The sequence below is a fragment of the Rubrivirga sp. SAORIC476 genome, from assembly GCF_002283555.1.
Classification (GTDB): domain Bacteria; phylum Bacteroidota; class Rhodothermia; order Rhodothermales; family Rubricoccaceae; genus Rubrivirga.
The window spans coordinates 203,678-225,870 of the sequence record NZ_MVOI01000015.1 but is presented as its reverse complement, the minus strand read 5'-3'; the positions used below and the strand labels follow the sequence as shown (position 1 = coordinate 225,870).

The window sequence follows — 22,193 nt, the reverse complement described above, 5'->3', positions numbered from 1 at the left end:
CGAGGTGGGCCGACCCGCTGACTCTGCCTGACTTCATGCGCTTTCTCGTTCTCGCCCTCCTCGTCGCCACGCCGCTGGCCGCCCAGACGTTCACCCGGGAGGCGACCCCGTTCCCCGTCATGCTCGATGGCGTGGAGGTCGAGTCGCCGTTCGTCGGTGGCTTCTTCGAGCCGCGCCCGACGCTCCTCGACATCGATGCGGATGGCGACGCGGACCTGATCGTCAACGTCGGGGGGGCCGGGCTGCAGGTCTTCCGCCGCGACGGCGACCGGTGGGTCTGGCAGACCGACCGCCTGGGCGGCATCGAGCCCGGCAACTGGTCCACCTTCGCCGACCTCGATGGCGACGGCGACTACGACCTGCTGACGCGGGGCGACCCGGGGCGCGTCCGCTACTGGCGCAACGTGGGGACCCCCCAGGCGGCTCAGTTCGAAGTCGGCGCGGCGCTCCTGCGCGACGCGGCCGGCGAGCCGGTCAACATCGAGGACTCGTCCATCCCCGCGCTCGGCGACATCGACGGCGACGGCGACGCGGACCTGTTCGCGGGCAAGGCCGACATCGGCACCATCACGACCTACCAGAACGAGGGCGTCGACGCGAACGGCGTGCCGGTGTTCAGCTTCCTGACCGACCGGTACCAGGACATCGTCATCTACGAGGAGAACCCGCAGTGCGCCCCGGCGGCGGGCCGCGCCACGCCCAGCCGGGAGGCCGGCGGAGCCGACCTCCCGCAGCGGGGCTCCATGCACGGCGCCAACGCGATCGCCCTGGCCGACCTCAACGGCGACGACGCACCGGAGCTGTTCTGGGGCGACTTCTTCGCGCCGAGCCTCTTCTACTTCCTCAACCGCGGCACGCCGACCGACCCGCAGCTCACGCTCGCGTCGGAGCGCTTCCCGGTCGGCCAGCCGCTCTCGTCCGGCGGCTACAACGCGCCGACCTACGGCGACCTCGAAGGCGACGGCGACCTCGACCTGCTCGTCGGCGTCCAGCGCGGCCTCTGCTTCCAGGCGCGGACGGCCGTCTCCAACCTGATCGCGTTCGAGAACGAGGGCACGGCCGAGGCGCCCGACCTCCGGCTCCGCACCGACCGCCTGATCGACGGCCTCGACCTCGGGCAGCGCACCACCGTCGCGCTCGCCGACCTCGACGGCGACGGCGACCTCGACCTGGTGCTCGGCAACGAACTCGACCCCGACGACACGTCGCGCGCCAACCTCGTCCGCTACGAGAACGTCGGCACGGCGTCCGCTCCGGCCTTCGAACTGGCGGACGACGACTGGTTGGAACTGGCGTACGACTTCGGCGCCTACGCGCCCGTCTTCGGCGACCTCGACGGCGACGGCGACCTCGACCTGCTGGTCGGCGGCTTCAACGGGCGGTTCGCCTTCCTACGCAACACGGGCTCAGCCCGCGCGCCTGCCTTCGATCGCGAGGACGACCGCTTCGAGGGCGTCGACACGGGGCAGTACGCCCGCGGCACGCTGGGCGACCTCGACGGTGACGGCGACCTCGACCTGATCGGCGGGGCCTCCAGTGGACGCGTCCGCGTGTACCGCAACGTCGGCACGTCCGCGGTCCCGAGCTTCGCCACGGAGTCGAATGGCGCCCCGACCGCCGACGATGAGGCCTTCCGCGTCGCCGTCGGCATCCCCGAGCGCCTCGATGGCGACGCTGCGCCGGCGCTGTCCGACCTCGACGGGGACGGCGACCTCGACCTGCTGCTGGGCACGGCTCAGGGCGAGATCCTGGTGTATCAGAACGTCGGCACCCCGACCGCGCCCATGTTCGAGGCTGCCGAGTCGGTCGTCGCCGGTCGGCGCCGGACCACGCCCACGCTGGGCGACCTCGACGGAGACGGTCGGCCAGAGATCCTCGCGGGCACGTCGGCCGGGGGCGTTCTCTTCTGGCGCGGCAGCGGGGGGACGTGGGCCGAGCCCGCACCGTCTCCCGACCTCGGCCTGCGTGTGACCCCGAACCCCTCCACGGGCGCGGTCTCGTTCCGGGCGCCGTCGGCGCAGGGGGAGGTCGTCGTGTACGACGTGCGTGGGCGGCGCGTGGCGGACGTGCTCCTCTCGTCCGGCCAGGCGGCCTGGGACGGCACCGAGGCGGACGGCCAGCCCGCGGCCTCGGGCGTGTACCTGGCCCAGTTGCAGACGCGCCAGGGCGTCCAGACGGTGCCGTTCACGCGGGTGCGGTAGAGGAGAGAAGACGAACGAGACGAGGACGGCCCCGATGGGGGCCGTCGTCGAGACGTACGAGCCCTGATCCCTAGATCCACCCCTTGCGGCGGAAGTAGGCCAGCGTGCCGACGGCGATCAGCGCCATCACGCCGAGGAGCGCGAAGTAGCCGTAGCGCCAGTGCAGCTCCGGCATCACGTCGAAGTTCATTCCGTAGAGGCCCGTCAGAAAGCCGAGTGGGAGGAACAGCGTGCCGACGACCGTGAGCACCTTCATGACTTCGTTCTGGCGCATTCCGAGCGACGACAGGTACAGGTCCGACACGGAGCCGAGCACGTCGCGGAGGGACTCGACCACTTCCACGATTTGCACCAGGTGGTCGTAGGCGTCGCGCAGGTAGGGGCGTGTGGAGGGCTGGACGTACGGGACATCCTCGCGCTGGAGCGCCGCCAGCACCTCGCGGAGCGGCCAGATGGCGCGGCGCAGCACCGCGACCTCCCGGCGCAGGCCCGAGAGCGCAGCCTGGACCTTCGGGGAGGGGGTGTCGAGGGCGCGCTCCTCCAGCGTCTCGATGGCATCCCCGACGCGCTCCAGCGTCACGAAGACGTGGTCCACGATCAGGTCGAGCAACGCGTAGAGGAGGTAGTCCGCCCCGACGGTGCGGACGCGCCCGGCGCTCGTGCGGAGACGCTCGCGGAGCGGCTCGAACACGTCTCCCGTGACCTCCTGGAACGAGAGCACCCAGCCAGGGCCGAGCACCAGCCCCACCTGTTCGATCACGTGCCCGGCTGCGCCGGAGTCGACGTCGCAGTACGCCTCTGTCACGTCCGTCTCGGTCGCCTGGATCATCTTGGCGACGACGAACACATGCGTCACCTCGGGCGCCGCGGGCGAGTCGTAGAGCTCCAGCTTCGGGCGCTGCCCCACGTGGACGAGGTCCTCGATCACCAGCGGGTGCAGCCCGAAGGCGTGCCCGACTGCGCTGACCGTCTCCGCGTCCGCGACGCCGTCCACATTGAGCCACGTCACGCCGGACCCGTCGGCCAGCGCGCGCGCCTCGGCAGGCGAGAGGTCGTCGAACGCCTCGACGCGGTCGGCGTCGTAGCGGAAGGCCGAGAGTCGCGCCGGGGGAGTGTCCGGGTGGGCGGGGACCGGGACGCCGGGTGCGCGACCGAGCGTGTGCGAGGCCCGGTCGACGAGGCGGCTGCGGACGCGCGGGCCGGGCGGCGGCATCAGACGGTCGGCGGCGGCGGCGGGTTGGTCTGCTGGACCGCCTCGGTGCGTCGGGCGACCTCGTCGGCGAGTCGCTGCATTTCGTCCGCCTCGGTGGGCGCGGTGCCCTTGCGGGCCGTCGGCGCGGGCGACGCGGCGCCGCTCGCGGTCGGCGTGACGGTGCTGGTCTTGGGGAGTTGCTTCTCCAGCTTGCGCGCCTTCAGCGACGCGCCGACGCGGCCGGGCAGAGCGACGAGGTAGCCGAGCACCAGGCCCGCCCCGAAGAAGCCGCCGATCATCCACAGGACCGGTCCGGTCCAGTCGACATCGACGAAGGGCAGCGCGAGGCGGACCTCGTTGGTCAGGTTGGCGTCCTGCGTCGCCAGCAGGACGCCGAGGATGACGAGGAGGAACAGGAGGGCGATCAGCGTACGCATGACGGGCGGGCCGGGGTAAGGGGCCGCAGTCTACGCCGCGCCACGCGCCGGGTTGTGCCCTATGCGCCGTCGTTCATTCCCGCGGTCGGGTAGTAGAACCGCTCGTGGACCACCTTGCCGCCTTCCCAGCGCTGGACGGCGACCTCGTCGAACTGAGTCCGGGGCGCGCCCTTGAACGTCACGTCTGTGGTCGTCTCGGCGAACACGACGCCGGTCCCCTCGGCGGTCTCGTGGGCGGCGATGGCGGTCAGGCCGCCGCCGTGGATGGCTTCGACCGACTCGATCCACTCCTGGACGCGGCCCGCCTGGGTCTCGCGGCCGTGAAAGGTCTCGCCGGTGGCTTCGACGACTTCGACGTCGTCGGCGTAGTAGGTGTCGATGGCCTCGAAGATGGTCTCGCCGGAGGAGGCGAGGTCTTGGAGGTGCTGGGCGCGTTCGAGCAGAGTCATGGACGGGTGGGGGGTGTGGATCGCCAAGCTCGGGTGGCGTGGTGACGGCCCCGGGTCATGGGTGAGGAGCATGTGTTTGTTGGGATTGTCCACGAGCGAGAAGCGTGCGCGGAGGGCGAACCGCGACGCGGCGTCCCGGCGTTGACGGACAGGACTTCCCCCCGGCATCGTGCGTACCGCTCTCCTGCTCGCCCTTCTCCTCCCGGCGCTCTCCGCGTGCTCCGACGCGCGCCGTCCCGTGGGCGCGACCGTCTCCGTCGCCGAGGCCATGTCCGGCGACACGACGGGCTACGATCGGGCCGAGTTCGTCCGCGAGTTCGTCTTCCCCCAGGACCACGGCCCGCACCCGGGCTTCAAGGCCGAATGGTGGTACGTGACCGGCAACGTCCGCGCGACCGACGGCACGGACCGGCGCTTCGGGATCCAGTTCACCGTCTTCCGCTCGGCGCTGTCGCCAGACACCGTCGCCTCGGGCCGCGCGTCGGGGTGGGCGGCCGACCAACTCTACATGGCCCACGTCGCCGTCGGCGATGTGTCCGGCGAGCGGTTCTACGAGCAGGAGCGGTTCGCACGCGGGGCCGCCGGGCTGGCGGGCGCGTCCGCCGACCCCGTCTCGGCCTACCTCGGCCCGGTCCGCCTGACGGGCGTCGGCGACGCCACCGGGGCGGTGCCGCTGCGTCTCACCGGCAGCGCCGACGGCGCGACGTTCGACCTCACCGCGCGTCCCACCAAGCCGGTCGTGCTCCAGGGCGACCGCGGGCTGAGCCAGAAGGGCGTCGGCGCGGGCAACGCGAGCTACTACTACGCCCAGACGCGCATGGCGACGACGGGCACGATCACCCTCCCTGGGGGCGAGGCGGTCCCGGTGGAGGGCCTGACGTGGTTCGACCGCGAGTGGTCCACCTCGGCACTGGGTGCCGGGCAGGTGGGCTGGGACTGGTTCGCGCTCCACCTCGACGACGGCCGCGACCTGATGCTCTACCAGCTCCGCCGGGAGGATGGCTCGAAGGACCCGCTCTCCGAAGGATCCCTGGTCGCCGTGGACGGGACCAAGACGCGCCTCGACGCGGCCGACTTCGAGTTGACCCCGCTCGACACGTGGACGAGCCCGCGTGGCGGTGCTTACCCGACCCGCTGGCGCGTCCGCGTGCCCGAGGCGGGCATCGAGGTGGAGGTGACGGCGGCGTTCGAGGCGCAGGAACTCGACGCCACCATCCGGTACTGGGAGGGCGCGGTCGACGTGACGGGCGCGACGCCGGGCGTCGGGTTCCTCGAAATGACCGGCTACGCGGATGGGCAGGAGGGATCGGCACGGCCGACGCCCGGCGCCTAGTCTGCCAGTCCGACGGTCTCACGGACCCAGGCGACGACGCCCGTGTACAGCTCTGGCGGCCTTGTCCAGAGTCGCGTCCATCGCTGCGGCCAGTCGCCCTCGCCGACGACCGCTCCGGTCCGTCCGAGGGAGTGGTTGGCGCCCTCGAGCAGCACGACTGTGAGGTCCTCGTTGCCCGCCTCCGCGAAGGCCGCCCGCAGCTTGGGGATGTTCTCCGATGGTTTGACGATGAAGTCGTCGGAGGCGTAGACCGCGTACGTCGGGGCGGTGATGCGAGCGAGCGCGACGTCGGTCTCGTATGCTGCGTGGAGTCGGTAGTAGCGCAGGTCGGCGTCGTCGGGGCCCTCGGGGAGCAGGGCGAACTCGGCCCACGGCTGATCGCGGGCCTCGGCCACGAGGGGCTCCATCTCGGTCCACGGAGCGTCTCGCCACGCGAGGCGGACGAGGGCCGACTGGAAGTCGAACGCCGCCTGATAGTCGGCCTCGGAGAACGTCTGGTCCGACCGGCGCATCAGGCCCGTCGTGGTGTGCCCCTGCTGGTCGGCCAGCGACTCGGCCGGGCCGACGAGCGAGACCCAGAACGCCACGTCGTCGCGACCTGCGAGGGCGAGAGGCGTGACCCAGCCGCCCGCGCTGTTGGAGAGGACGCCGACGGCATCGGGACGGATCTCTGGACGTGCCCGGAGGAGGTCGAGCGCGGCGCTGAGGTCCTCGACGCGCTGGGCGCCGGTCGTGAGCGAGTCGTCCCCGGTCGAGGCGCCGGTCCCACGGGCGTCGAAGACGAGCGCGGCGATGCCGTTGCGGGCCAGTATCGTGCCCCAGGCAGCCCCGGCACCGCGTGTCTGCCCGAAGCCCCGGCCGGGGACGATGACGGCGGCCGGGTAGGGGGGCGGCGCGTCCGGCAGGATGAGAGCGCCCGCGAGGGTGTCGGCCCCCGCCACGAACGAGACCTCAGCGAGCGTGTACGTCGGCAGGTCGTAGTCGAGAATCCGCTGGAGGAAGACGGGCGACGCCGCCCCGTCGTCGGCGGTGACAGTCCCCCGAAGCGTCCCCTCGTCGAGATCGACGAGCAGGCGCATCTCGCCGAAGAGCCCGCTCGTGAGGACCCCGTCGAGCGGGCCCTCGGCAGCGAACGTGAAGTCGTACCCGAAGCGCTCGTGGCCGTTGTACGTCATCGTCAGGACCGTTTCGAGGCGGTCGCCGTCGACGGCGAACTCGAGGTCGAAGAGGCGCGGGGTGGTTCCATCGTAGATCGCGGCCCCGGACCAGCGCCCCGCCAGGCCGTCGGGTGGCTGGGCGGCTGCGGCTGAGGCGAGGAGAACGAGGAGAAGCAGTCGGCGCATGAGATGGGCCGTCGAAAGGAAGGAGGAGGCGACTCGAACGCCGTTCTGATGGCTTGCCAGGGGTGCTGCAGGTCGCGGGTGGGGACTGCGTCGTCCCTTCGGTCACGCCGTTGAGCCAGTGGGCGGAGGTGACGTAGCGCGCTCCCGCCCGCCGTGACGAGTGTATCGAGAACCCCACAGAGAAACCGCGGGACTCTCCCTACCGAGAGAGCCCCGCGTCGACGGGCCGAGGGGCCAGGGTCAGTGGTGCGAGGACCGGCGGCGGGCCGGGGCTGGCATCTCGCGCGGCATCAACACCCGGTCGATGACGTGGACGATGCCGTTCGACGCCCGGATGTCGGTCGCGACCAGTTCCGCGTCGTCGACCCGGACGCCGAGCGACAGCGACTCGCCGTTGACCGTCTCGAGTTCGTCGAGGGCGGAGATCCGATCCGCCGTGAAGCGGCCCGGCACGACGTGATACGTCAGGATGGCCGTCAGTTGGGCGCGGTTCTCGGGGCGGAGGAGCCGCTCGATGGCGTCGTCGCCGAGGCGGGCGAAGGCGGCGTTGGTCGGCGCGAACACCGTGAACGGGCCGTCGCTTTTGAGCACGTCGACCAGGTCGGCGGCCTGGACGGCGGCGACGAGCGTCGAGAAGTCGTCGTTGGCGGAGGCGATGTCGACGATGTCGTCGTGTTGGGCGGAGGCCGCCAGCGGAAGAGCGAGGAGGGCGAGGAGGAGACTGCGGAGGCGCATGGCGAAAGAAGGAGAGGGGAGAGGAGTCGGCGGGTGCCGAAGGTGGGAGCTCAACCGTGTGTCAGGGGCGGTTCGGTCCTTCGAATCGGCGAGCGGTGGGACGAGGCGGCCGAGCGGTGGCGTGGGCCGGTGACTCGGGGCAGCTCGGACCGGCCGGGTGCCGCTTCCAGCACCGTGTCGGCCCCGGCACCGAGGCGGGCGGGGTGGGGCCGTGCTCACGCCGGCTTCCTCTTGCCCCCATCTGGAACCGGGGCCAGCGGCCGAACATCCTGTGGCCATGGCGCTTCCGGCCTCCGCTCCGTCCGTCTCTGTCGCCCGCACGCTGGAGGAGCCACGTGCTCCGTGGCCCTACACCCGCGCGGCGGTGGTCGTGGCGGCGTTGTGGGCCGTCCCCGCCGTCATCGCGCTCGGCCAGATCTCGATCGAGCAGACGCTCGCGGGTGAGCCCGTCGCGTGGCGCCTCGCGCTGTGGACGACCCTCCCCAACTGGCTCCTCTGGGCGCTGCTGACGCCGCCCGTGGTGTGGCTGGCGGCTCGGGTCGGACCCCAGGAGCCAGTGTGGCAGATCGTCGCGGCTCACGTCGCGGGCGCCGCCGTCGCGCTCGGCGTCCACGCGGCCGGCAACGTGGCCGCGTTCCGATTCGCGGGGCTCCCGAGCGACTGGACGCTCGCGACGTTCGAGACGCACTACGCCTTGCGGTTTCCCGTCAACGTGGTCGCCTACGGGCTGATCGTGGCCTCGACGTGGGTGGCGTTGGCGATGGCTCGGGCCCGCGAGCGGGAGCGCCGCCAGGCCGTCCTCGAAGCCGACCTCGCGCAGGCCGAACTGCGGGCACTCAAGATGCAGGTCCGCCCGCACTTCCTGTTCAACGCCCTGCACGCCGTCGGCGCGACGGTGCGGAAGGGGGAGGCGGACCAGGCGGTCACGATGCTCGGGCAACTCGGCGACCTGCTCCGGTCGAGCTTCGAGACCGACGGCGCGACCGAGGTGCCGCTGGCCCGCGAGGTGGACATGCTGGACCGCTACCTCGCCCTGGAGAACGTCCGCGTGGGCCCGCGGCTGACGGTCATGTGGGAGGTGGACGAGGCCGCGCGCGCCGTCCGCGTGCCGGCGTGGACGCTCCAGCCGCTGGTCGAGAACGCCGTGAAGCACGCCGTCGCATCGCACTCGGGGGCGGCGCGCATCACGGTCCGCGCGGCCGTCGAGGGCGGGCGCCTCCGGCTGGCCGTCGAGGACGACGGGCCGGGGGCGGAGAGTGAGGCGAACATCGGGCTTCGCCCCTCCACGGGAGTCGGCCTCGCCAACACCCGCGCGCGGCTCCACGCGCTCTACGGGGACGCCGCGACGCTCATCCTCCGTCCGCGGGACGGGGGCGGGATGGTCGCGGAGGTCGTGCTGCCCATCGACCCGTGAGCGCCCTCCGCGCCCTGGTCGCCGACGACGAGCCGCTCGCCCGCGAGACGGTCCGGATGCTGCTCGACGGCGTCGCGGACGTGGACCTGCTGTGGGAGGCGGTCGATGGCCGGGCCGCGGTCGATGCCATCCACCGGCTCTCGCCGGACCTCGTGTTTCTGGACGTCCAGATGCCTCACCTCGACGGGTTCGGCGTGGTCGAGGCCGTCGGGCCGGACAAGATGCCCGCGACGGTCTTCGTGACTGCCTTCGACGACCACGCGCTCCGGGCCTTCGACGCGGCGGCCATCGACTACCTCGTGAAGCCGTACGACGACGCTCGATTCTTCCGGGCGCTCGATAAGGCCCGCGCGCACTGCGGCTCTCGGGAGCCGCTCCCGGAGCGCCTCCGCCAGTTGCTGGACGAGCACGCGTCGCCGGGCATCGACCGGCTCCTCGTCCGGACGGGCGACAAGCTGGTCGTGGTGCCGACCGAGGCCCTCGACTGGGCCGAGGCGGCGGGCGACTACGTCGCGCTCCACGTCGGCCCGCGCGAGCACCTGCTGCGCGACACGCTCTCGGGGCTGGAGGCGCGGCTCGACGGGCGTCGCTTCGTCCGCATCCACCGCTCGACGCTGGTCCAGGTGGACCGCGTCCGCGACGTGCGGCTGACGGCGGCGGGCGACGCGAGGGTCCGTCTGCGGGATGGGACGGAGCTCAGGGCGTCGCGCCGCTACTGGAAGGACCTCGAGAAGCGGCTGGGGGGGTGAGGCCTCCTCGCGCTCGACGGGAAAGGCCCGTGACATCGCTGGGACGAGGGGACCGTTATCTTGCGTTCGTACGCTCCCGACCTCATGGCCTCCCGCTCCACGCGCCGCTCCCCCTCCCCGACGCCCCGCACCACCACGCGCGGCGTCACGACGATGCCGTTCGACCGGCTCAACTACCGGATGCTGCTCGGCGCCGTCGGCCTGATCGTGCTCGGCTACGCGCTCATGATGGTCGACAACGCCACGAGCGCCAACCCGGTCGACAGCGCGCTCTCGCTGATCGTGGCGCCGCTGCTGCTGCTGGGCGGCTACCTGGGCGTGGCCGCGGCCGTGCTGTGGGGCGTTCCACGCGACGTGGCCCCCGAGCCCGCTGCTTCGACGGAGCCCGCCGAGGCGTGACGGTGCCGCGCGCCCTCCTCGTGCTGGCCGCGCTGCTCCTCGGCGGTTGCGGAGGCGACAAGCCGCAGGGCATCGAGGTCACCGAGGCCCCGGCGGATTCCGAACTGCTGCCCGGCGCGCGCCGAGGGGCGCCCCTCGACACCGTCTACGCCGACTCCGGCCTGTTCTCGGACCCACGGCTCCATCCGGACAGCCTCCGGGCCGACTCGCTCCGTCGCGACAGCCTCGCCCGCGACAGCGCCCTCCAGGCCACCGCGGCCCCGGTCGCGCCCGACTTCCGGACGGCCTTCCCGGCGTTTCTCGCGGCCGTCCGCGAGGGCCGGTCTGCCGTCCGGGCCAGGACGGCCTTCTCCGACGTGCTGCCCGAGGCGGACTTCCCCATGCTGTACGACGCGGCGTTCGGTGAGGGCCCCTTCCGCGACGGCATCCTGGCGCTGACGGCGCGGGACTTCCGCCGGGAGGGGACGGCGCGCGTCGCCACCGTCACGGTGGGGTACGACGGCGACGGCAACGTCGTGCGCGAGGACGAGGCACTGACCGAGTCGGCCGTCATCCTCACGTTCGACGTGGTCGAGGGAACCTATCGGCTCGTCCGGATCGACCTCGCGGGCTGAGCGCGGTTAGTCGTAGAGCCGGTACGGTGCCGCGGTCTGGTCGAACAGCGCTGCCTCGGTGCGCCACTGGGCGACGACCTCGGCAGGCGGCGTCCCGGACTGGAGCGCGCGGCGGAGGCGATGCGACCCCGTCAGCTTCGCCATCCAGTCGGCCTTGAAGAAGTCGCGCCGGGCTGACGAGCCGGCCTGCCGGTAGATCGCGTCCACGACGTAGACGCCGGTCGCGAGGGGGAGGAACGCCTCCGGGTCGGTGACGATGAGGCGCACGCCGCCGATCTCGCGGCCCTCCCACTTCGGGTTGGTCGCCTGGCCGGGGAGGTCGACCGGCGTGAAGCGCGCGGGCTCGAAGCGGACGCCCGCCAGGCCGGCACCGTTCAACTCCGCTGCCAGCACGTCGGCGTCGGCCCACGGGGCGCCGACGTGGGTGAACGGGACGCGCGTGCCGCGGCCCTCGCTCGCCGTCGTCCCCTCGAAGAGCGCCGTGCCGGGGTAGACGCGCGCCGTCTCCACGTCGGGGATGTTGGGCGACGGCGGTACCCACGGGAGCCCGGCGTCCTCCCAGGCCATCCCGCGGGCATAGCCCGCCATCTCGACCACGCGCAGGTCAAGGTCGCGGACGCCCCCGATCAACTCCTCGCCGACGATCATCCGGGCCAGCTCGCCGACCGTCAGCCCGTGCGTGACCGGGATCCGGAACAGGCCGACGAACGACTCGTGGGCGGTCTCCATCAGGAACCCCTCGACGCGGTCGCCGATGGGGTTGGGTCGGTCGAGCACGACGAACGGGATGCCCGCCTCGGCGGCCGCCTGCATGGCGTAGCCCATCGTCGAGATGTAGGTGTAGAACCGCGCGCCAACATCCTGCATGTCGAACACGAGCACGTCCAGGCCGCGGAGCTGCGCCTGGGTCGGCTTTTTCGAGCGGCCGTACAGGCTGTAGACCGGCGCGCCCGTCGTGGCGTCGACGCCGCCCGAGACGCCTGCGCCCGCCTCGGCGTCGCCGCGGATGCCATGCTCCGGCCCGAACAGCGCCCCGACGGTCACGTTCGGTGCCGCGTGGAGCCGGTCGATCAGGTGCCCCGGCCCACCGTCCGCCGTATCGACCCGCGCCGTGTGGTTCGTCACCAGCCCGACCCGCATCCCGTCGAGCGTCCCGAATCCATCGTCCACCAGCCGCTGGGCGCCGGTCGAGACGGGGGGGCTGGGGACGACGGACGGGGGGCGGGGGGACGGCTGGGGCGCGTCGCCGAGGCAGGCGGCCAGCGAAAGCAGCAGGAGGAGGGAGGAGAGCGTCATCGTCCGGCGTGTGGTGGTCAGCATGGACGGGCAAGATGCCGCATCCCTCCCGTCCTCTGCATCCCGCATCCCGCCCTAGTTCCGCAGCCGCGCCGTGTAGCGGACCGTCACGGTCTCGTCAGGCGCGAGCGGGACCGTGAACTGGGCCGTGCGGGCGTCGAGGCGGGTGGCCTCAACGTTCGAGTCAGTGATCTCCCAGTCGCCCCAGAAGACGCGCTCGACCACGTCCACCTCGGTGGCGGTCTCCTTCCGGTTGCGGACCTCCACCTCGACGGTGATCTCGCGCGTCCGGTCGTTGATGCGGCGGTTGCCCATCTCGCGCCGCGTGCCGACCACGTCGAAGGCGTCGCCCACGTAGAGGCGGACGGTCTCGTTGCGCGGCGTGTGGTCGATCTGGTCCTCGCCGAGGAACTGCAGGTTGCCGCGCCGGTCCGCCTTGTAGACGCGGACGATGCCCGCCGGGAGCGGCATCCCCATGTTGTTGGTCTCGGCGTTCTCGACCTCCAGCACGACGGCCGCGCTCATCTCGTTGCCGACGGCGCCGGGCCGCGGGGCGCGGTAGAACGGGAAGTACTGTCCGCTGCCGTCGAAGATGAGCCGGCGGCTCACGCCCACATCGGCCGCCGAGAGCAGCTCGAGCTGCTTCGTCTCCCGGTCCGCGATGGTGGTCGGGTTGGGGAAGCTGTACAGGTGGTACTCGAAGAAGGCCTCCTGCTGCGGGGCCGACTGCATGCGGGCCATGACCGGTGCGGCCTCGGCCATCGCGTCGTACATCATCTCGGGACGGTTGGGCTGGACGCGGCGCACGTCGCCCGCGATCAACTGGAGCGTGGCGTCCGGGTAGGTCGCGCCCGAGTTGTTCTGGAGCGTCACCCAGCCCGTCAGGTCGACCCGGTTCTCGGCCTCGTTGACCACAGCCACGTAGTCGGCCTTCCAGGTCATGCCGTTGGTGAGGTAGCGCGCCTCGACGCGCTGCTCGCCGGCGCGGTCGGACTCCAGCCGCCACAGGAGCGACGGGCGGCTCAGCAGCCCCTCGGGCAGCGTCAGCAACTCGATGGTGCCCTCCGGGTTGACCAGCACGCGCCCGTCGTCGGTTCGGATGATGCGGCCCTGGTTGGGCTGGCTCAGCAGCACGCCCGTGTCCACGACCGTGCTCTCGCCGACCTGCCGGATGATCCGGATGCGCTGCCCGACGGCCGCGTCGAGGACGGAGTTGGTGCCGATCAGGTTGTACTGGTAGTTCTGCTCCAGCACCGACAGCGAGCCGGGGTCGGTGAGCGAGGCCAGCGACAGGCTGGTCGCGTCGATCTGGGAGGGCACGCCCTCGAACCGCAGCGTCGTCACGCCCCGGCTCAGCATGAGCGGCCGGACCTCGCGCACGACGGCGAAGCCGCCGTTGTAGACGGTCAGCGAGACGGCCTCCCGGCTCTCGGGCGTCGAGATGACGGGCGACTGGGCGTCGGCAGGCACGGCAAGGAGGAGGGCGAGGGCGAGGAGGACGGGGCGCATGGGGGAGGGGGAAGGTCGCTCTACAAGACGCGCGGACCGGCCGAAAAGTCTCTCCGGGAGTGCGGGGCTCAGAGTTCAGGGTTCATGGTTCGGAGTTGAGGGAGCGGGTGACCGATCTTCTCCTACCCGACCCCGATCTCGATGAAGCCGCTCGCCGCCCGCACCGACGCCCTCCGCCAGTCCGACATCCGGGCGGTCACCTTCGAGGTCAACCGCGTCGGAGGCATCAACCTCGGGCAGGGGATCTGTGACCTGGCCACGCCCACGCCCATCGTGGAGGCAACGGTGGCGGCGCTCCGCGACGGCTCGCAGATCTACACGGCCTACAACGGAACGCAGGCGCTCCGCGAAGCCATTGCCGACAAGGCCATGTCGTTCAACGGCATCCCGGTCGAGGGGCCCGAGTCGGTGGTCGTGTCGACGGGCTCGACGGGCGCGTTCCTGGCGACTGTGCTGACGCTGTTCGAGCCGGGCGACGAGGTGATTCTGTTCGAGCCGTTTTACGGCTACCACGCAGGCATTCTGCGGCTCCACGGCATCCGCCCCGTGGCCGTCCCGCTGACGAAGGGCGGGGGGCGGTGGACGTTCGACCCCGACCGGCTGGCCGATGCCATCGCCGACCGCACCAAGGCCGTGCTCGTCTGCACGCCCGCCAACCCGTCGGGCAAGGTCTGGTCCGAGGATGAACTGGCCGCCCTCTACGCAGAGGTGGAGCGGCACGACCTGTGGGTGCTCACCGACGAGATCTACGAGCACATGGTCTACGACGGGCGCCGCCACTTGTCGCCCGCCTCCCGCGACGGCGCCTACGAGCGGACGATCACGCTGTCGGGCTTCTCGAAGACGTTCAACATGACCGGCTGGCGGCTGGGCTACGCCGTGGCCCCCGCCGAGGTGGCCGAGAAAATCGGGCTGGTCAACGACCTGACGACGATCTGCGCCCCGGCCCCGCTCCAGCACGGCCTGGCCGCCGCGCTCCCGCTGCCCGAGGCCTACTACACCCAGATGCTGGCCGACTACACGGCCAAGCGGACGCGCATGGTGGACGCGCTCCGCGCCTGCGGCTTCGACGCCGATCCGCCCGAGGGGGCCTACTACGTCTTGGCCGGCCTCGGCGACCGCCTGGGCACGCCCGGCTTCGAGAACGCGCGCACGGCCACGACGACGCTGATCGAGACCGCGGGCGTCGCCTGCGTCCCCGGCCCGTCGTTCTTCGCCGACCCGGCCGACGGCGACGGGCACCTGCGGTTCTGCTACGCCAAGGAGGCCTCCGTCCTGGACGAGGCCTGCGACCGGCTGGTCGACGCCTTCGGGTAGCCGGCCTCGGTGTCGAGGCGGGGGCAGTCAGCGAGTGATCTCGACGCGCCGTCCTTCCCGGAGCGACACGCGCGCGGCGTCCAGCACGCGGACGACCTCCAGCCCGTCGACGCCGTCCGTGCGGGCCGGGCGGTGCTGGCGGATGGCGGACAGGAACTCCTCCATCTCCAGCCGCAGCGGCTCGGCGGGGGGGAGGAAGGGGACCGCGATCTCGCCCGTGCGGACTGCGAGCGTCCCGGCGAGGTCGGCCGACCCGGCCACGGTGTCGACGCCCTTGTCGTAGACGCGGAGCTTCTCGGCCGGCTCCATGTCGTCCACGACGGCCATCTTCTGGCTGCCGACGAGCGTCGTCCGGCGGACCTTGTGGGGGTCGAGCCAGGAGGCGTGGATGTGGGCGAGGGTGCCGCCGCCGTACTCGACGGTCGCGAACACCACGTCCTCGACGCCCTCTTGGAGGAACGCCCGGCCCTGCGCCGTCACCGCGGTCGCCTCGCCCAGGAGGGCCCGCGCCACGGCCAGGTCGTGCGGCGCCAGGCTGTCGAAGGCGTTCTCCTTCTGCCGTACCACGCCCAGGTTGACGCGGACGCTGTAGAGGTAGCGCAGGTCGCCCAGGGCGCCCGCCTCGGCCAACTCCTCGACGTGGCGGAACGCCGGGTGGTAGCGCAGCAGGTGGCCCACCATCAGCGTCCGGCCGCGCTCGTCGGCCAGCGCCACCAGCCGCTCGGCCTGCGCGACAGTCTGGGCGAGCGGCTTCTCGACGAACACGTGCTTGCCCGCGAGGAGCGCCGCCTCGGCCATCTCGAAGTGGAGCGGCGTCTCGGTCGCGATCACGACCGCCTCGATGGCGTCATCTCCCAGGACAGCGTCCGCGTTGCGTGTGGCGCGGGCGTTGGGGACGAGCCGGGCCGCCTCGGCGAGGGCGGGGTCCGACGGGTCGCACACGGCGGCGACGTCGGCCGCGGGCAGCGCCGCCAGGTTGCGGAGCAGGTTGCGCCCCCACCGGCCGACGCCGATCTGGCCGAGGCGGACGGAGTCGGTGAAGGCGAACGAGGACACAGCGGGAGGGGCTAGGCCGCGACGGCGGGGAGGACCGACGCCAGCGACGCGCGGACGGCGTCGGCGACGCGCGTCACGTCGGCGGGGGAGAGGTGGGGGTGCATCGGGAGCGAGAGCACCTCGGCGCACGCGCGGTCGGTCTCGGGCAGGTGCACGTCGGCACGGTACGGCTCCATGACGTGGAGCGGCTCCGGGTAGTAGATCATCGTCGGCACGCCACGGGCTCTCAGGTCGGCCGCGATCGCGTCGCGGGCCCCGGCGGGGACGCGCAGGGTGTACTGGTGGAAGACGTGCCGCGCCTCGTCCCGGCGGACGGGACGGACGACCTCGTCCACCTCGGCGAACGCCTCGTCGTACAGGGACGCCGCCGCGCGACGGGCGTCGGTCCAGACGGGCAGGTGGCGCAGGTGGACGGACAGGATCGCGGCCTGCATCGCGTCCAGCCGGCTGTTCACGCCCACCGCCGTGTGGTGGTACTTCTTCGCCGCCCCGTGATTCGCGATCTGGCGGACGCGGTCGGCCAGCGCGGCGTCGGTCGTCAGGATGGCGCCGCCGTCGCCGAACGCACCGAGGTTCTTGGACGGATAGAACGAGAGCGTCCCGAGGGCGCCGAGCGTGCCCGCCGGGCGTCCGCTCCACGTCGCGCCGACCGCCTGGGCCATGTCCTCGACGAGGGGGAGGCCGTGCGCGTCGCAGACGGTCCGCAACGCCGTCATGTCGGCGCATTGGCCAAACAGGTGGACCGGAACGACGGCCTTCGTGCGCTCCGTGATCGCGGCCTCGACGCCCGCCGGGTCGAGGTTGAATGTGTCCGGGTCGATGTCCGCGAAGACGGGCGTCGCGCCGAGCAGCGCGGCGGCCTCGGCGGTGGCGACGAACGTGAACGCCGGGCAGATCACCTCGTCGCCGACGCCCACGCCGAGCGCCATCAGCGCGATCTGGAGCGCGTCCGTCCCGTTGGCGACGCCCAATGCATGGACCTCGTGTTCGGCGCCGAGCCCGGTGACGTAGGCCGCCAGTTCCTCCTCGAAGGCAGCGACGAAGGGGCCGCGGACGAAGGCGCCTCGGTCCAGCACGGCGGCAAGGGCCGCGTCGATCTCGGGGCGGGTGGCCTCGATCTGCGCGCGCAGATCGACCATCTGGAGGGACATTCCGTGGGGGGGCGGGTGGCGTCGGCTCGAAGGTAGCCGGTGCTCTGGGGACGCACGGTGAAGCGCGCCGGGGCCGCTCGGAATGCCCCCGCGTCAGCCCCCGTTCTCGCGCAACTGCTCCGGCGCGACCGCCCGCACGTCGCGGGCCGGGACGCCGACCGACACGCGCCCCCCGGGCGCCGTCCCCGTCAGCACCGCGCCCGCGCCGACGACGGCCTCGGCCTCGACCTCGCGGCCCGGCAGCACGACGGCCCCGACCCCGAGGCGGGCGCCTTGGCGGATCGTCGGCCCCGCGAACGCCGCCTTGCGCGCCTCCGTCCGGCCGATGTAGTCGTCGTTGCTCGTGAGCACGCCCGGCGCCACGAACACGTCGTCCTCGACGGTCGAGTAGGCTGTGAGGTAGGCGTTCGTCTCCAGCTTGCACCGCGCGCCGACCGTCGTGTCGTTCTCGATGGCGACGCCGCGCCCGACGATGGTCTCGTCGCCCACCGTGACCCGTTCGCGGACCGTCGCGTAGTCGGCCACGAGAACCCGAGCGCCCAGCGTCGCGCCCCGGTAGACGACCGCGCCCGTCCCGATCAGCGAGCCCTCCCCGACGACGGCGGGGCCGATCTCGGCTGCCGAGGTCGTCGCGCTCCGCAGCGACCGCATCGGCCGCTTGCCGATCACGGCGTGGTCGTCCACGCGGACGCTCGCGCCCACCCGGCTGCCGTCGTGGATCACGACGTGGTGGCCGATCACGGCCCCACCTCCGATCTCCACGTCGGCCCCGATCACGGCGAAGTGACCCACCTCGGCGTCGCCGGCGACCTGGGCGGTGGGGTGGATCTGGGCGGTAGAGGCGATGGACACGGCGGATCGTTGGCGGAGGTGGGGCGTAGCTTCTCCTCAAGCTACCCCCCTGCACCGATGCCCCTTCTCCTCGCCCTGCTCGCGCCCACCCCCGAAGGTTACGGGGTCGGTCTCGAATGGATGGTGATCGTCAGCTTCATCGCGCCGGTCTTGCTGCTGGCGGTGATCTGGTGGCTCGGCAACCGCCGGATCGTCTGAGCACTCCCTCCTGAACGACCAGCGCCGCGCCGGAGAGATCTCCAGCGCGGCGCTGTGGTGTTGAGCGGGTCGGTTCAGCCCTCAGCGTCGAGCTGACCGATGTAGTGCTGCGCCCAGCCGTGCCAGGACTGGCCCTCGGTGATGGCCTCGAAAGCGGCGCGGGCCTCGTCGCTGTTGCCGGCGCCCATGTGCGCGAGACCGAGCTGGATGTAGAGCCCCGAGTTGTCGCCGGTCGCGTCGGCGCTGTCGATGGCCGTCTGCGCGTAGGGCACGGCATCGGCACCGCGGCCCATGGCATTGAGGGCCTTGGCGTAGTAGAAGGCGACGAGGTTGGCGTCGTAGCCATCCATGCGAGCCTGCTCCAGGAGGGCGTACGCGTCGGTCGCCTGCGCCTCGGTGATGTCATTGCCCGAGAGCATCTGGGTCGCCTGCTGGACCTTGTCGGCCGTGGCCTGCGCACCGGCGGCGGCGGCGTTGGCCTGCTCGGCCGCAGCAGCGGCGGCGGCACGAGCCTCCAGCGCAGCGTTCACCTGCGCGAGTTGACGCTCGGCCGTCGACCGGACGTCGGCAGCCGTGGAGGCGCTCGAAGCGTTGGCCATCGCGATGGCCTCCTCGAAGGCGCCACGCGCCTCCTCGAGCCGACGCAGAGCGGCCATCGACTGGGCGCGGCCCAGACCCGCAGCGGCGTACGAGGGGTTGTAGACGAGCGCCTCCTCAAACTTGAGGAGCGACGCATCGTAGTCCTGACCACGGAGGGATGCGACGCCCTCGTCGTATAGCTCGCGGGCGCGCTCCGGATCGAGCTCGATGACCGCCTCGGTCGAGTCAGTGGCGACCGTGTCGACGGCCGTGGCAGGCACCTCCATCGGGTCGGTCTGGGCCGAGGCTGTGGCGGCGAAGCCGAACGCGAGGACGGCGAGCAGAGCGAAACGAGACATTCTAAAAGGGGGTGAGTGGCGGGGGGAGAACCAGTCGGGAAGCTACAGAGGCCGTGCCAGGCTGTGGGAACGGCAATGCGGGACGATTCGTGCGCCCCGGCGTCCGGCGGAGTGGACCTCACTGTCCGCCAGAGGCCGCGGTCCGACGGGTCAGAAGTTGGTCGAGATCCCCGCCTCGGCGCAGAATCGGTCGATCACGTCGACGGCCTCCACCGGGTCGTCGGTGAGCACCATCAGGTCGGGGTCGTCAACGGAGATGTAGCCGCCCTCCAGCAGGGTGCCGCGGATCCAGTCCAGAAGCCCGCCCCAGTACGCGGAGCCCATCAGGACGACCGGGAAGTGGGCCGTCTTGCGGGTCTGGATCAGCGTCAGGCTCTCGAACAGCTCGTCCATCGTCCCGAAGCCGCCCGGCAGCACGATGTAGCCCTGGGCGTACTTCACGAACATCGTCTTACGCGCAAAGAAGAACTCGAACGTGATGTCGTGCGCCGGGTCCACGTACGGGTTGACGTGCTGCTCGTGGGGGAGCGCGATGTTGAGGCCGACCGAGACGCCGCCCGCCTTGTGTGCGCCCTCGTTGGCCGCCTGCATGATGCCCGGCCCACCCCCCGTGATGACGGCATAGCCGCGGTCGGCGAGCTCCTTGCCCACTGCGATCGCGAGGTCGTAGTAGGGCGTGCCCTCGGGCGTCCGGGCGGAGCCGAACACGGACACGCTCGGGCCGATGGTGCCGAGGCGCTCGAAGCCCTCGACGAACTCGCTCATGATGCGGAAGACCCGCCACGTGTCTTTGATCCGGCTCTCCTGCCAGCGCGCCATGTCGCGAGGCGACATCGGGCGGTCGGCGGAGAACGGGGTGTCGGTGGGGGTGGAGTCAGGCATCGGGGCGGGAGGGCTGAAACGGACGCGGCCCCCGACGCCGGAGCATCGGGGGCCGCGAAGCTAGCGCCGGGGGCGTCGGGGACGCCCGGACCGGCCGGCCGAAGCCTACTGGAGGCTCTGGCGGTACGACTCGCTCGGGTAGATGGCGATCTCGACGCGGCGGTTCTCGGGCGACTCGCCCGGGATGCCAGCGAGGGGCTCGTTCTCACCCCGACCGTAAGCCTGCAGGCGGACGGCAGAGACGCCCTGGCCGACCAGGAAGTCCTCGACGGCCGCAGCGCGGCGCTCCGAGAGGCTCATGTTGGTGGCAGCCGAACCGTCGGTGGACGCGTGGCCCACGATCACGGCATCGTGATCCGGGTAGTTGCGGAGGCTGGACGCGAGGTCCGTCAGGTCCGCACGGACGCCGGAGCGGAGCGTGGCCTGGCCGAGGTCGAACAGGAGCGCGTTGTCGAAGCGGATGGCGATGCCAGCCGTCTCACCGTCCTCGCCCGGGATGGGCGTGACGTCGGCGTTCTCGAGCTCGTCGTCGAGTTCGCCCGCCTGCTTGTCCATCTGGCGACCGATGATGGCACCAGCAGTGCCGCCGACGGCCGCACCGATGATGGCGCCGCGCGCCGTGTTGCCGGTCGCCCGGCCGATGACGCCGCCGACGACGCCGCCGACACCCGCGCCGCCGACGGCGCCGCGAGCGGTGTTGTTGCAGCCGGTCGTGGTCAGGCCGAACGCGAGCATCAGGCCGGCGGCCAGCGTGTATTTGAGAGAAGAGAGCTTCATCGTGGTGGGGGAGTGAGAGGGGGGACGGGGACGGGATCGAGTGGAAGCCCGTGTACTGCTCCCAGTCCCCGTCAAGTTCCGTTCCGAGCCGTTCTGAACCGAAAATGGGCCTTCCGAGGCAGCACGGCGGAGACTTTCCTAGACGGAGCGTCGCCCGCGGTGGGCGTTTCTCAGGCCGCGCCTGCGCGGCGCGAGGTCACACCGCCTCGCAGGCTGGGCGCACGTGCATGGGATCGAGAGCGCGTGCGCCTCGTAGGTAGACCCTCGCCGCCGTCCTCGGCGGACTCCTCCTCACTCGTTCGACTCCCCCCGATGAAGCTGATCGTCCCCATGGCTGGCCGCGGCACACGCCTGCGCCCCCACACCCACGTCACCCCGAAGCCGCTGCTCCCCGTCGTCGGGCGGACGATGGTCGAGCGCATCGTCGAGACGTTCGCTGAGGCCATCGGTGATTTCGAGGAGGCCGTCTTCGTGCTCGGCCCCGACTTCGGGGACGAGGTCAAGGACCAACTGACGGCGATCTGTGAGCGGTTCGGCATCGCGGCGTCGTTCGGCGTCCAGGACCGCGCCCTCGGTACGGCCCACGCCATCGCGCAGGCGGGCGACAAGCTGGACGGCGAGTGCGTGCTCGTCTTCGCCGACACCCTCTTTGTGATGGATCAGGCCCCCGACCTCGACGCGGACGCGGTCGTCTGGGTCATGGAGGTCGACGATCCGTCCCGCTTCGGGGTCGTCGTGAAGGACGGCGAGCGGATCACGGACTTCGTCGAGAAGCCGGACACGCCCATCTCCAACGAGGCCATCGTCGGCATCTACTACGTCAAGGAGGGCGAGCGGCTCGCGCGCGAGATCCAGTACCTCATGGACAACAACATCACCGGCAAAGGCGACGAGTTCCAGCTCACCGACGCCCTCGACCGGATGCTGAAGGACGGCGCGACGTTCAAGACGGCGCGCGTGACCGAGTGGCTCGACTGTGGCACCATCCCCGCGATTCGCGAGACGTCCCAGATCGTGCTCGGCAAGGAGGGCGAGAACCGCAAGGAGGGCACGTTGGAGAACAGCCAGGTCATCGAGCCGGTGTTCATCGGCGAGGGCGCGGTGATTCGCGACTCGGTCGTCGGGCCGTACGCGGCCATCCACGCCGGCTCGACGATCTCGGAGTCGGCCGTGCGCAACACGATCGTGTTCCCGGATGCGTCCATCGAGGGCTCGGCGCTGGATGGCTCGCTGGTGGGCCACCATGCGGACGTGCGTGGCTTCGCGGGCATTCTCAACATCGGCGACCACGCGACCGTCGGACCCGAGGTGTAGGCGCCGACAGCCAGCGAGTCGGAGGGCCCGCCTCGAT

At 71.7% G+C, this 22,193-nt stretch carries 22 protein-coding genes; 9 read left to right on the top strand and 13 right to left on the bottom strand.

Features of this window, described 5'->3' with window-relative positions; translation table 11 throughout:
* Nucleotides 1-35: 35 nt before the first annotated feature.
* Nucleotides 36-2,201, top strand: coding sequence for an FG-GAP-like repeat-containing protein (locus B1759_RS18680; protein ID WP_095516588.1), 2,166 nt, complete (start codon nt 36-38; stop codon nt 2,199-2,201).
* Between the two features lie 70 nt (nt 2,202-2,271).
* On the opposite strand, the gene corA is transcribed toward B1759_RS18680, so the two are convergent.
* The 3 genes from corA to B1759_RS18665 are packed head-to-tail and all read right to left on the bottom strand — an operon-like array spanning nt 2,272 to nt 4,279.
* Entirely contained in the window at nt 2,272-3,414 is a 1,143-nt protein-coding gene (gene corA, locus B1759_RS18675; protein ID WP_095516587.1) for a magnesium/cobalt transporter CorA, read from the bottom strand.
* Complete coding sequence (locus B1759_RS18670) at nt 3,414-3,830, bottom strand: LapA family protein (protein ID WP_095516586.1); 417 nt, start codon at nt 3,828-3,830, stop codon at nt 3,414-3,416. Before B1759_RS18670 ends, corA begins: the two co-directional genes overlap by 1 nt.
* 59 nt (nt 3,831-3,889) lie before the next feature.
* Nucleotides 3,890-4,279: a nuclear transport factor 2 family protein gene (locus tag B1759_RS18665; protein WP_095516585.1), complete on the bottom strand. Its 390-nt coding sequence runs from the start codon at nt 4,277-4,279 to the stop codon at nt 3,890-3,892.
* 169 nt (nt 4,280-4,448) lie between these two features.
* Between B1759_RS18665 and B1759_RS18660 the strand changes: the two genes are divergently transcribed.
* A complete protein-coding gene (locus B1759_RS18660) occupies nt 4,449-5,612 on the top strand; it encodes a lipocalin-like domain-containing protein (protein ID WP_198949026.1) in 1,164 nt (387 codons plus the stop codon).
* Here the strand turns inward: B1759_RS18660 and B1759_RS18655 are convergent.
* Both B1759_RS18655 and B1759_RS18650 read right to left on the bottom strand, forming a co-directional pair.
* Nucleotides 5,609-6,955 (bottom strand): S9 family peptidase, encoded by a 1,347-nt coding sequence (locus B1759_RS18655; protein WP_095516583.1) that lies wholly within the window; start codon nt 6,953-6,955, stop codon nt 5,609-5,611. The two genes, B1759_RS18660 and B1759_RS18655, sit on opposite strands and share 4 nt — an antisense overlap.
* 240 nt (nt 6,956-7,195) lie before the next feature.
* Nucleotides 7,196-7,690: a fasciclin domain-containing protein gene (locus tag B1759_RS18650; protein ID WP_095516582.1), complete on the bottom strand. Its 495-nt coding sequence runs from the start codon at nt 7,688-7,690 to the stop codon at nt 7,196-7,198.
* A 277-nt stretch (nt 7,691-7,967) separates the two neighbouring features.
* Here B1759_RS18650 and B1759_RS18645 point away from each other — a divergent pair, with 277 nt between their 5' ends.
* The 4 genes from B1759_RS18645 to B1759_RS18630 all read left to right on the top strand — a co-directional run bounded on the left by B1759_RS18645 (nt 7,968) and on the right by B1759_RS18630 (nt 10,866).
* Nucleotides 7,968-9,104: a sensor histidine kinase gene (locus tag B1759_RS18645; RefSeq protein WP_095516581.1), complete on the top strand. Its 1,137-nt coding sequence runs from the start codon at nt 7,968-7,970 to the stop codon at nt 9,102-9,104.
* Complete coding sequence (locus B1759_RS18640; RefSeq protein ID WP_095516580.1) at nt 9,101-9,853, top strand: LytTR family DNA-binding domain-containing protein; 753 nt, start codon at nt 9,101-9,103, stop codon at nt 9,851-9,853. Before B1759_RS18645 ends, B1759_RS18640 begins: the two co-directional genes overlap by 4 nt.
* 84 nt (nt 9,854-9,937) lie before the next feature.
* Complete coding sequence (locus B1759_RS18635; protein ID WP_095516579.1) at nt 9,938-10,252, top strand: DUF3098 domain-containing protein; 315 nt, start codon at nt 9,938-9,940, stop codon at nt 10,250-10,252.
* Between the two features lie 2 nt (nt 10,253-10,254).
* The gene (locus tag B1759_RS18630) at nt 10,255-10,866 is read left to right on the top strand and encodes a hypothetical protein (RefSeq protein WP_143537493.1); all 612 of its coding nucleotides are present in this window, start codon (nt 10,255-10,257) and stop codon (nt 10,864-10,866) included.
* A gap of 6 nt (nt 10,867-10,872) precedes the next feature.
* Here B1759_RS18630 and B1759_RS18625 read toward each other — a convergent pair whose 3' ends face one another.
* Together B1759_RS18625 and B1759_RS18620 are read right to left on the bottom strand one after the other, a co-directional pair.
* Nucleotides 10,873-12,186 (bottom strand): exo-beta-N-acetylmuramidase NamZ domain-containing protein, encoded by a 1,314-nt coding sequence (locus tag B1759_RS18625; RefSeq protein ID WP_095516577.1) that lies wholly within the window; start codon nt 12,184-12,186, stop codon nt 10,873-10,875.
* 51 nt (nt 12,187-12,237) lie between these two features.
* Nucleotides 12,238-13,671 (bottom strand): DUF4139 domain-containing protein, encoded by a 1,434-nt coding sequence (locus tag B1759_RS18620; protein WP_095516576.1) that lies wholly within the window; start codon nt 13,669-13,671, stop codon nt 12,238-12,240.
* 141 nt (nt 13,672-13,812) lie between these two features.
* Here B1759_RS18620 and B1759_RS18615 point away from each other — a divergent pair, with 141 nt between their 5' ends.
* A complete protein-coding gene (locus B1759_RS18615) occupies nt 13,813-14,988 on the top strand; it encodes a pyridoxal phosphate-dependent aminotransferase (RefSeq protein ID WP_095516575.1) in 1,176 nt (391 codons plus the stop codon).
* 27 nt (nt 14,989-15,015) lie between these two features.
* Here the strand turns inward: B1759_RS18615 and B1759_RS19500 are convergent, their stop codons facing one another.
* From B1759_RS19500 to B1759_RS18600, 3 genes are all read right to left on the bottom strand, one after another.
* The gene (locus B1759_RS19500) at nt 15,016-16,044 is read right to left on the bottom strand and encodes a Gfo/Idh/MocA family protein (protein WP_158225347.1); all 1,029 of its coding nucleotides are present in this window, start codon (nt 16,042-16,044) and stop codon (nt 15,016-15,018) included.
* An 11-nt stretch (nt 16,045-16,055) separates the two neighbouring features.
* A complete protein-coding gene (locus tag B1759_RS18605) occupies nt 16,056-17,195 on the bottom strand; it encodes a DegT/DnrJ/EryC1/StrS aminotransferase family protein (RefSeq protein WP_233134445.1) in 1,140 nt (379 codons plus the stop codon).
* A 93-nt stretch (nt 17,196-17,288) separates the two neighbouring features.
* A complete protein-coding gene (locus B1759_RS18600) occupies nt 17,289-18,047 on the bottom strand; it encodes an acyltransferase (RefSeq protein WP_198949025.1) in 759 nt (252 codons plus the stop codon).
* 57 nt (nt 18,048-18,104) lie between these two features.
* Here B1759_RS18600 and B1759_RS19880 point away from each other — a divergent pair, with 57 nt between their 5' ends.
* Complete coding sequence (locus tag B1759_RS19880) at nt 18,105-18,245, top strand: hypothetical protein (RefSeq protein WP_158225346.1); 141 nt, start codon at nt 18,105-18,107, stop codon at nt 18,243-18,245.
* Nucleotides 18,246-18,319: 74 nt separating this feature from the next.
* On the opposite strand, the gene B1759_RS18595 is transcribed toward B1759_RS19880, so the two are convergent.
* The 3 genes from B1759_RS18595 to B1759_RS18585 form a co-directional block, all read right to left on the bottom strand.
* Nucleotides 18,320-19,183, bottom strand: a complete 864-nt coding sequence (locus tag B1759_RS18595) for a hypothetical protein (protein ID WP_095516574.1) — start codon at nt 19,181-19,183, stop codon at nt 18,320-18,322.
* Between the two features lie 150 nt (nt 19,184-19,333).
* Entirely contained in the window at nt 19,334-20,017 is a 684-nt protein-coding gene (locus B1759_RS18590) for a TIGR00730 family Rossman fold protein (protein WP_095516642.1), read from the bottom strand.
* A gap of 153 nt (nt 20,018-20,170) precedes the next feature.
* Nucleotides 20,171-20,842, bottom strand: coding sequence for an OmpA family protein (locus B1759_RS18585; RefSeq protein WP_198949023.1), 672 nt, complete (start codon nt 20,840-20,842; stop codon nt 20,171-20,173).
* Nucleotides 20,843-21,154: 312 nt separating this feature from the next.
* Between B1759_RS18585 and B1759_RS18580 the strand changes: the two genes are divergently transcribed.
* The gene (locus B1759_RS18580) at nt 21,155-22,156 is read left to right on the top strand and encodes a sugar phosphate nucleotidyltransferase (protein WP_095516572.1); all 1,002 of its coding nucleotides are present in this window, start codon (nt 21,155-21,157) and stop codon (nt 22,154-22,156) included.
* Nucleotides 22,157-22,193 lie beyond the last annotated feature (37 nt).

Bases quoted from the DNA above. Each gene is read 5' to 3' on its own strand.
- B1759_RS18680 (WP_095516588.1), top strand. From the start codon at position 36: ATGCGCTTTCTCGTTCTCGCCCTCCTCGTCGCCACGCCGCTGGCCGCC.
- corA (WP_095516587.1), bottom strand. From the start codon at position 3,414: ATGCCGCCGCCCGGCCCGCGCGTCCGCAGCCGCCTCGTCGACCGGGCC.
- B1759_RS18670 (WP_095516586.1), bottom strand. From the start codon at position 3,830: ATGCGTACGCTGATCGCCCTCCTGTTCCTCCTCGTCATCCTCGGCGTC.
- B1759_RS18665 (WP_095516585.1), bottom strand. From the start codon at position 4,279: ATGACTCTGCTCGAACGCGCCCAGCACCTCCAAGACCTCGCCTCCTCC.
- B1759_RS18655 (WP_095516583.1), bottom strand. From the start codon at position 6,955: ATGCGCCGACTGCTTCTCCTCGTTCTCCTCGCCTCAGCCGCAGCCGCC.
- B1759_RS18650 (WP_095516582.1), bottom strand. From the start codon at position 7,690: ATGCGCCTCCGCAGTCTCCTCCTCGCCCTCCTCGCTCTTCCGCTGGCG.
- B1759_RS18645 (WP_095516581.1), top strand. From the start codon at position 7,968: ATGGCGCTTCCGGCCTCCGCTCCGTCCGTCTCTGTCGCCCGCACGCTG.
- B1759_RS18635 (WP_095516579.1), top strand. From the start codon at position 9,938: ATGGCCTCCCGCTCCACGCGCCGCTCCCCCTCCCCGACGCCCCGCACC.
- B1759_RS18625 (WP_095516577.1), bottom strand. From the start codon at position 12,186: ATGCTGACCACCACACGCCGGACGATGACGCTCTCCTCCCTCCTCCTG.
- B1759_RS18620 (WP_095516576.1), bottom strand. From the start codon at position 13,671: ATGCGCCCCGTCCTCCTCGCCCTCGCCCTCCTCCTTGCCGTGCCTGCC.
- B1759_RS18615 (WP_095516575.1), top strand. From the start codon at position 13,813: ATGAAGCCGCTCGCCGCCCGCACCGACGCCCTCCGCCAGTCCGACATC.
- B1759_RS18605 (WP_233134445.1), bottom strand. From the start codon at position 17,195: ATGTCCCTCCAGATGGTCGATCTGCGCGCGCAGATCGAGGCCACCCGC.
- B1759_RS19880 (WP_158225346.1), top strand. From the start codon at position 18,105: ATGCCCCTTCTCCTCGCCCTGCTCGCGCCCACCCCCGAAGGTTACGGG.
- B1759_RS18595 (WP_095516574.1), bottom strand. From the start codon at position 19,183: ATGTCTCGTTTCGCTCTGCTCGCCGTCCTCGCGTTCGGCTTCGCCGCC.
- B1759_RS18590 (WP_095516642.1), bottom strand. From the start codon at position 20,017: ATGTCGCCTCGCGACATGGCGCGCTGGCAGGAGAGCCGGATCAAAGAC.
- B1759_RS18585 (WP_198949023.1), bottom strand. From the start codon at position 20,842: ATGAAGCTCTCTTCTCTCAAATACACGCTGGCCGCCGGCCTGATGCTC.
- B1759_RS18580 (WP_095516572.1), top strand. From the start codon at position 21,155: ATGAAGCTGATCGTCCCCATGGCTGGCCGCGGCACACGCCTGCGCCCC.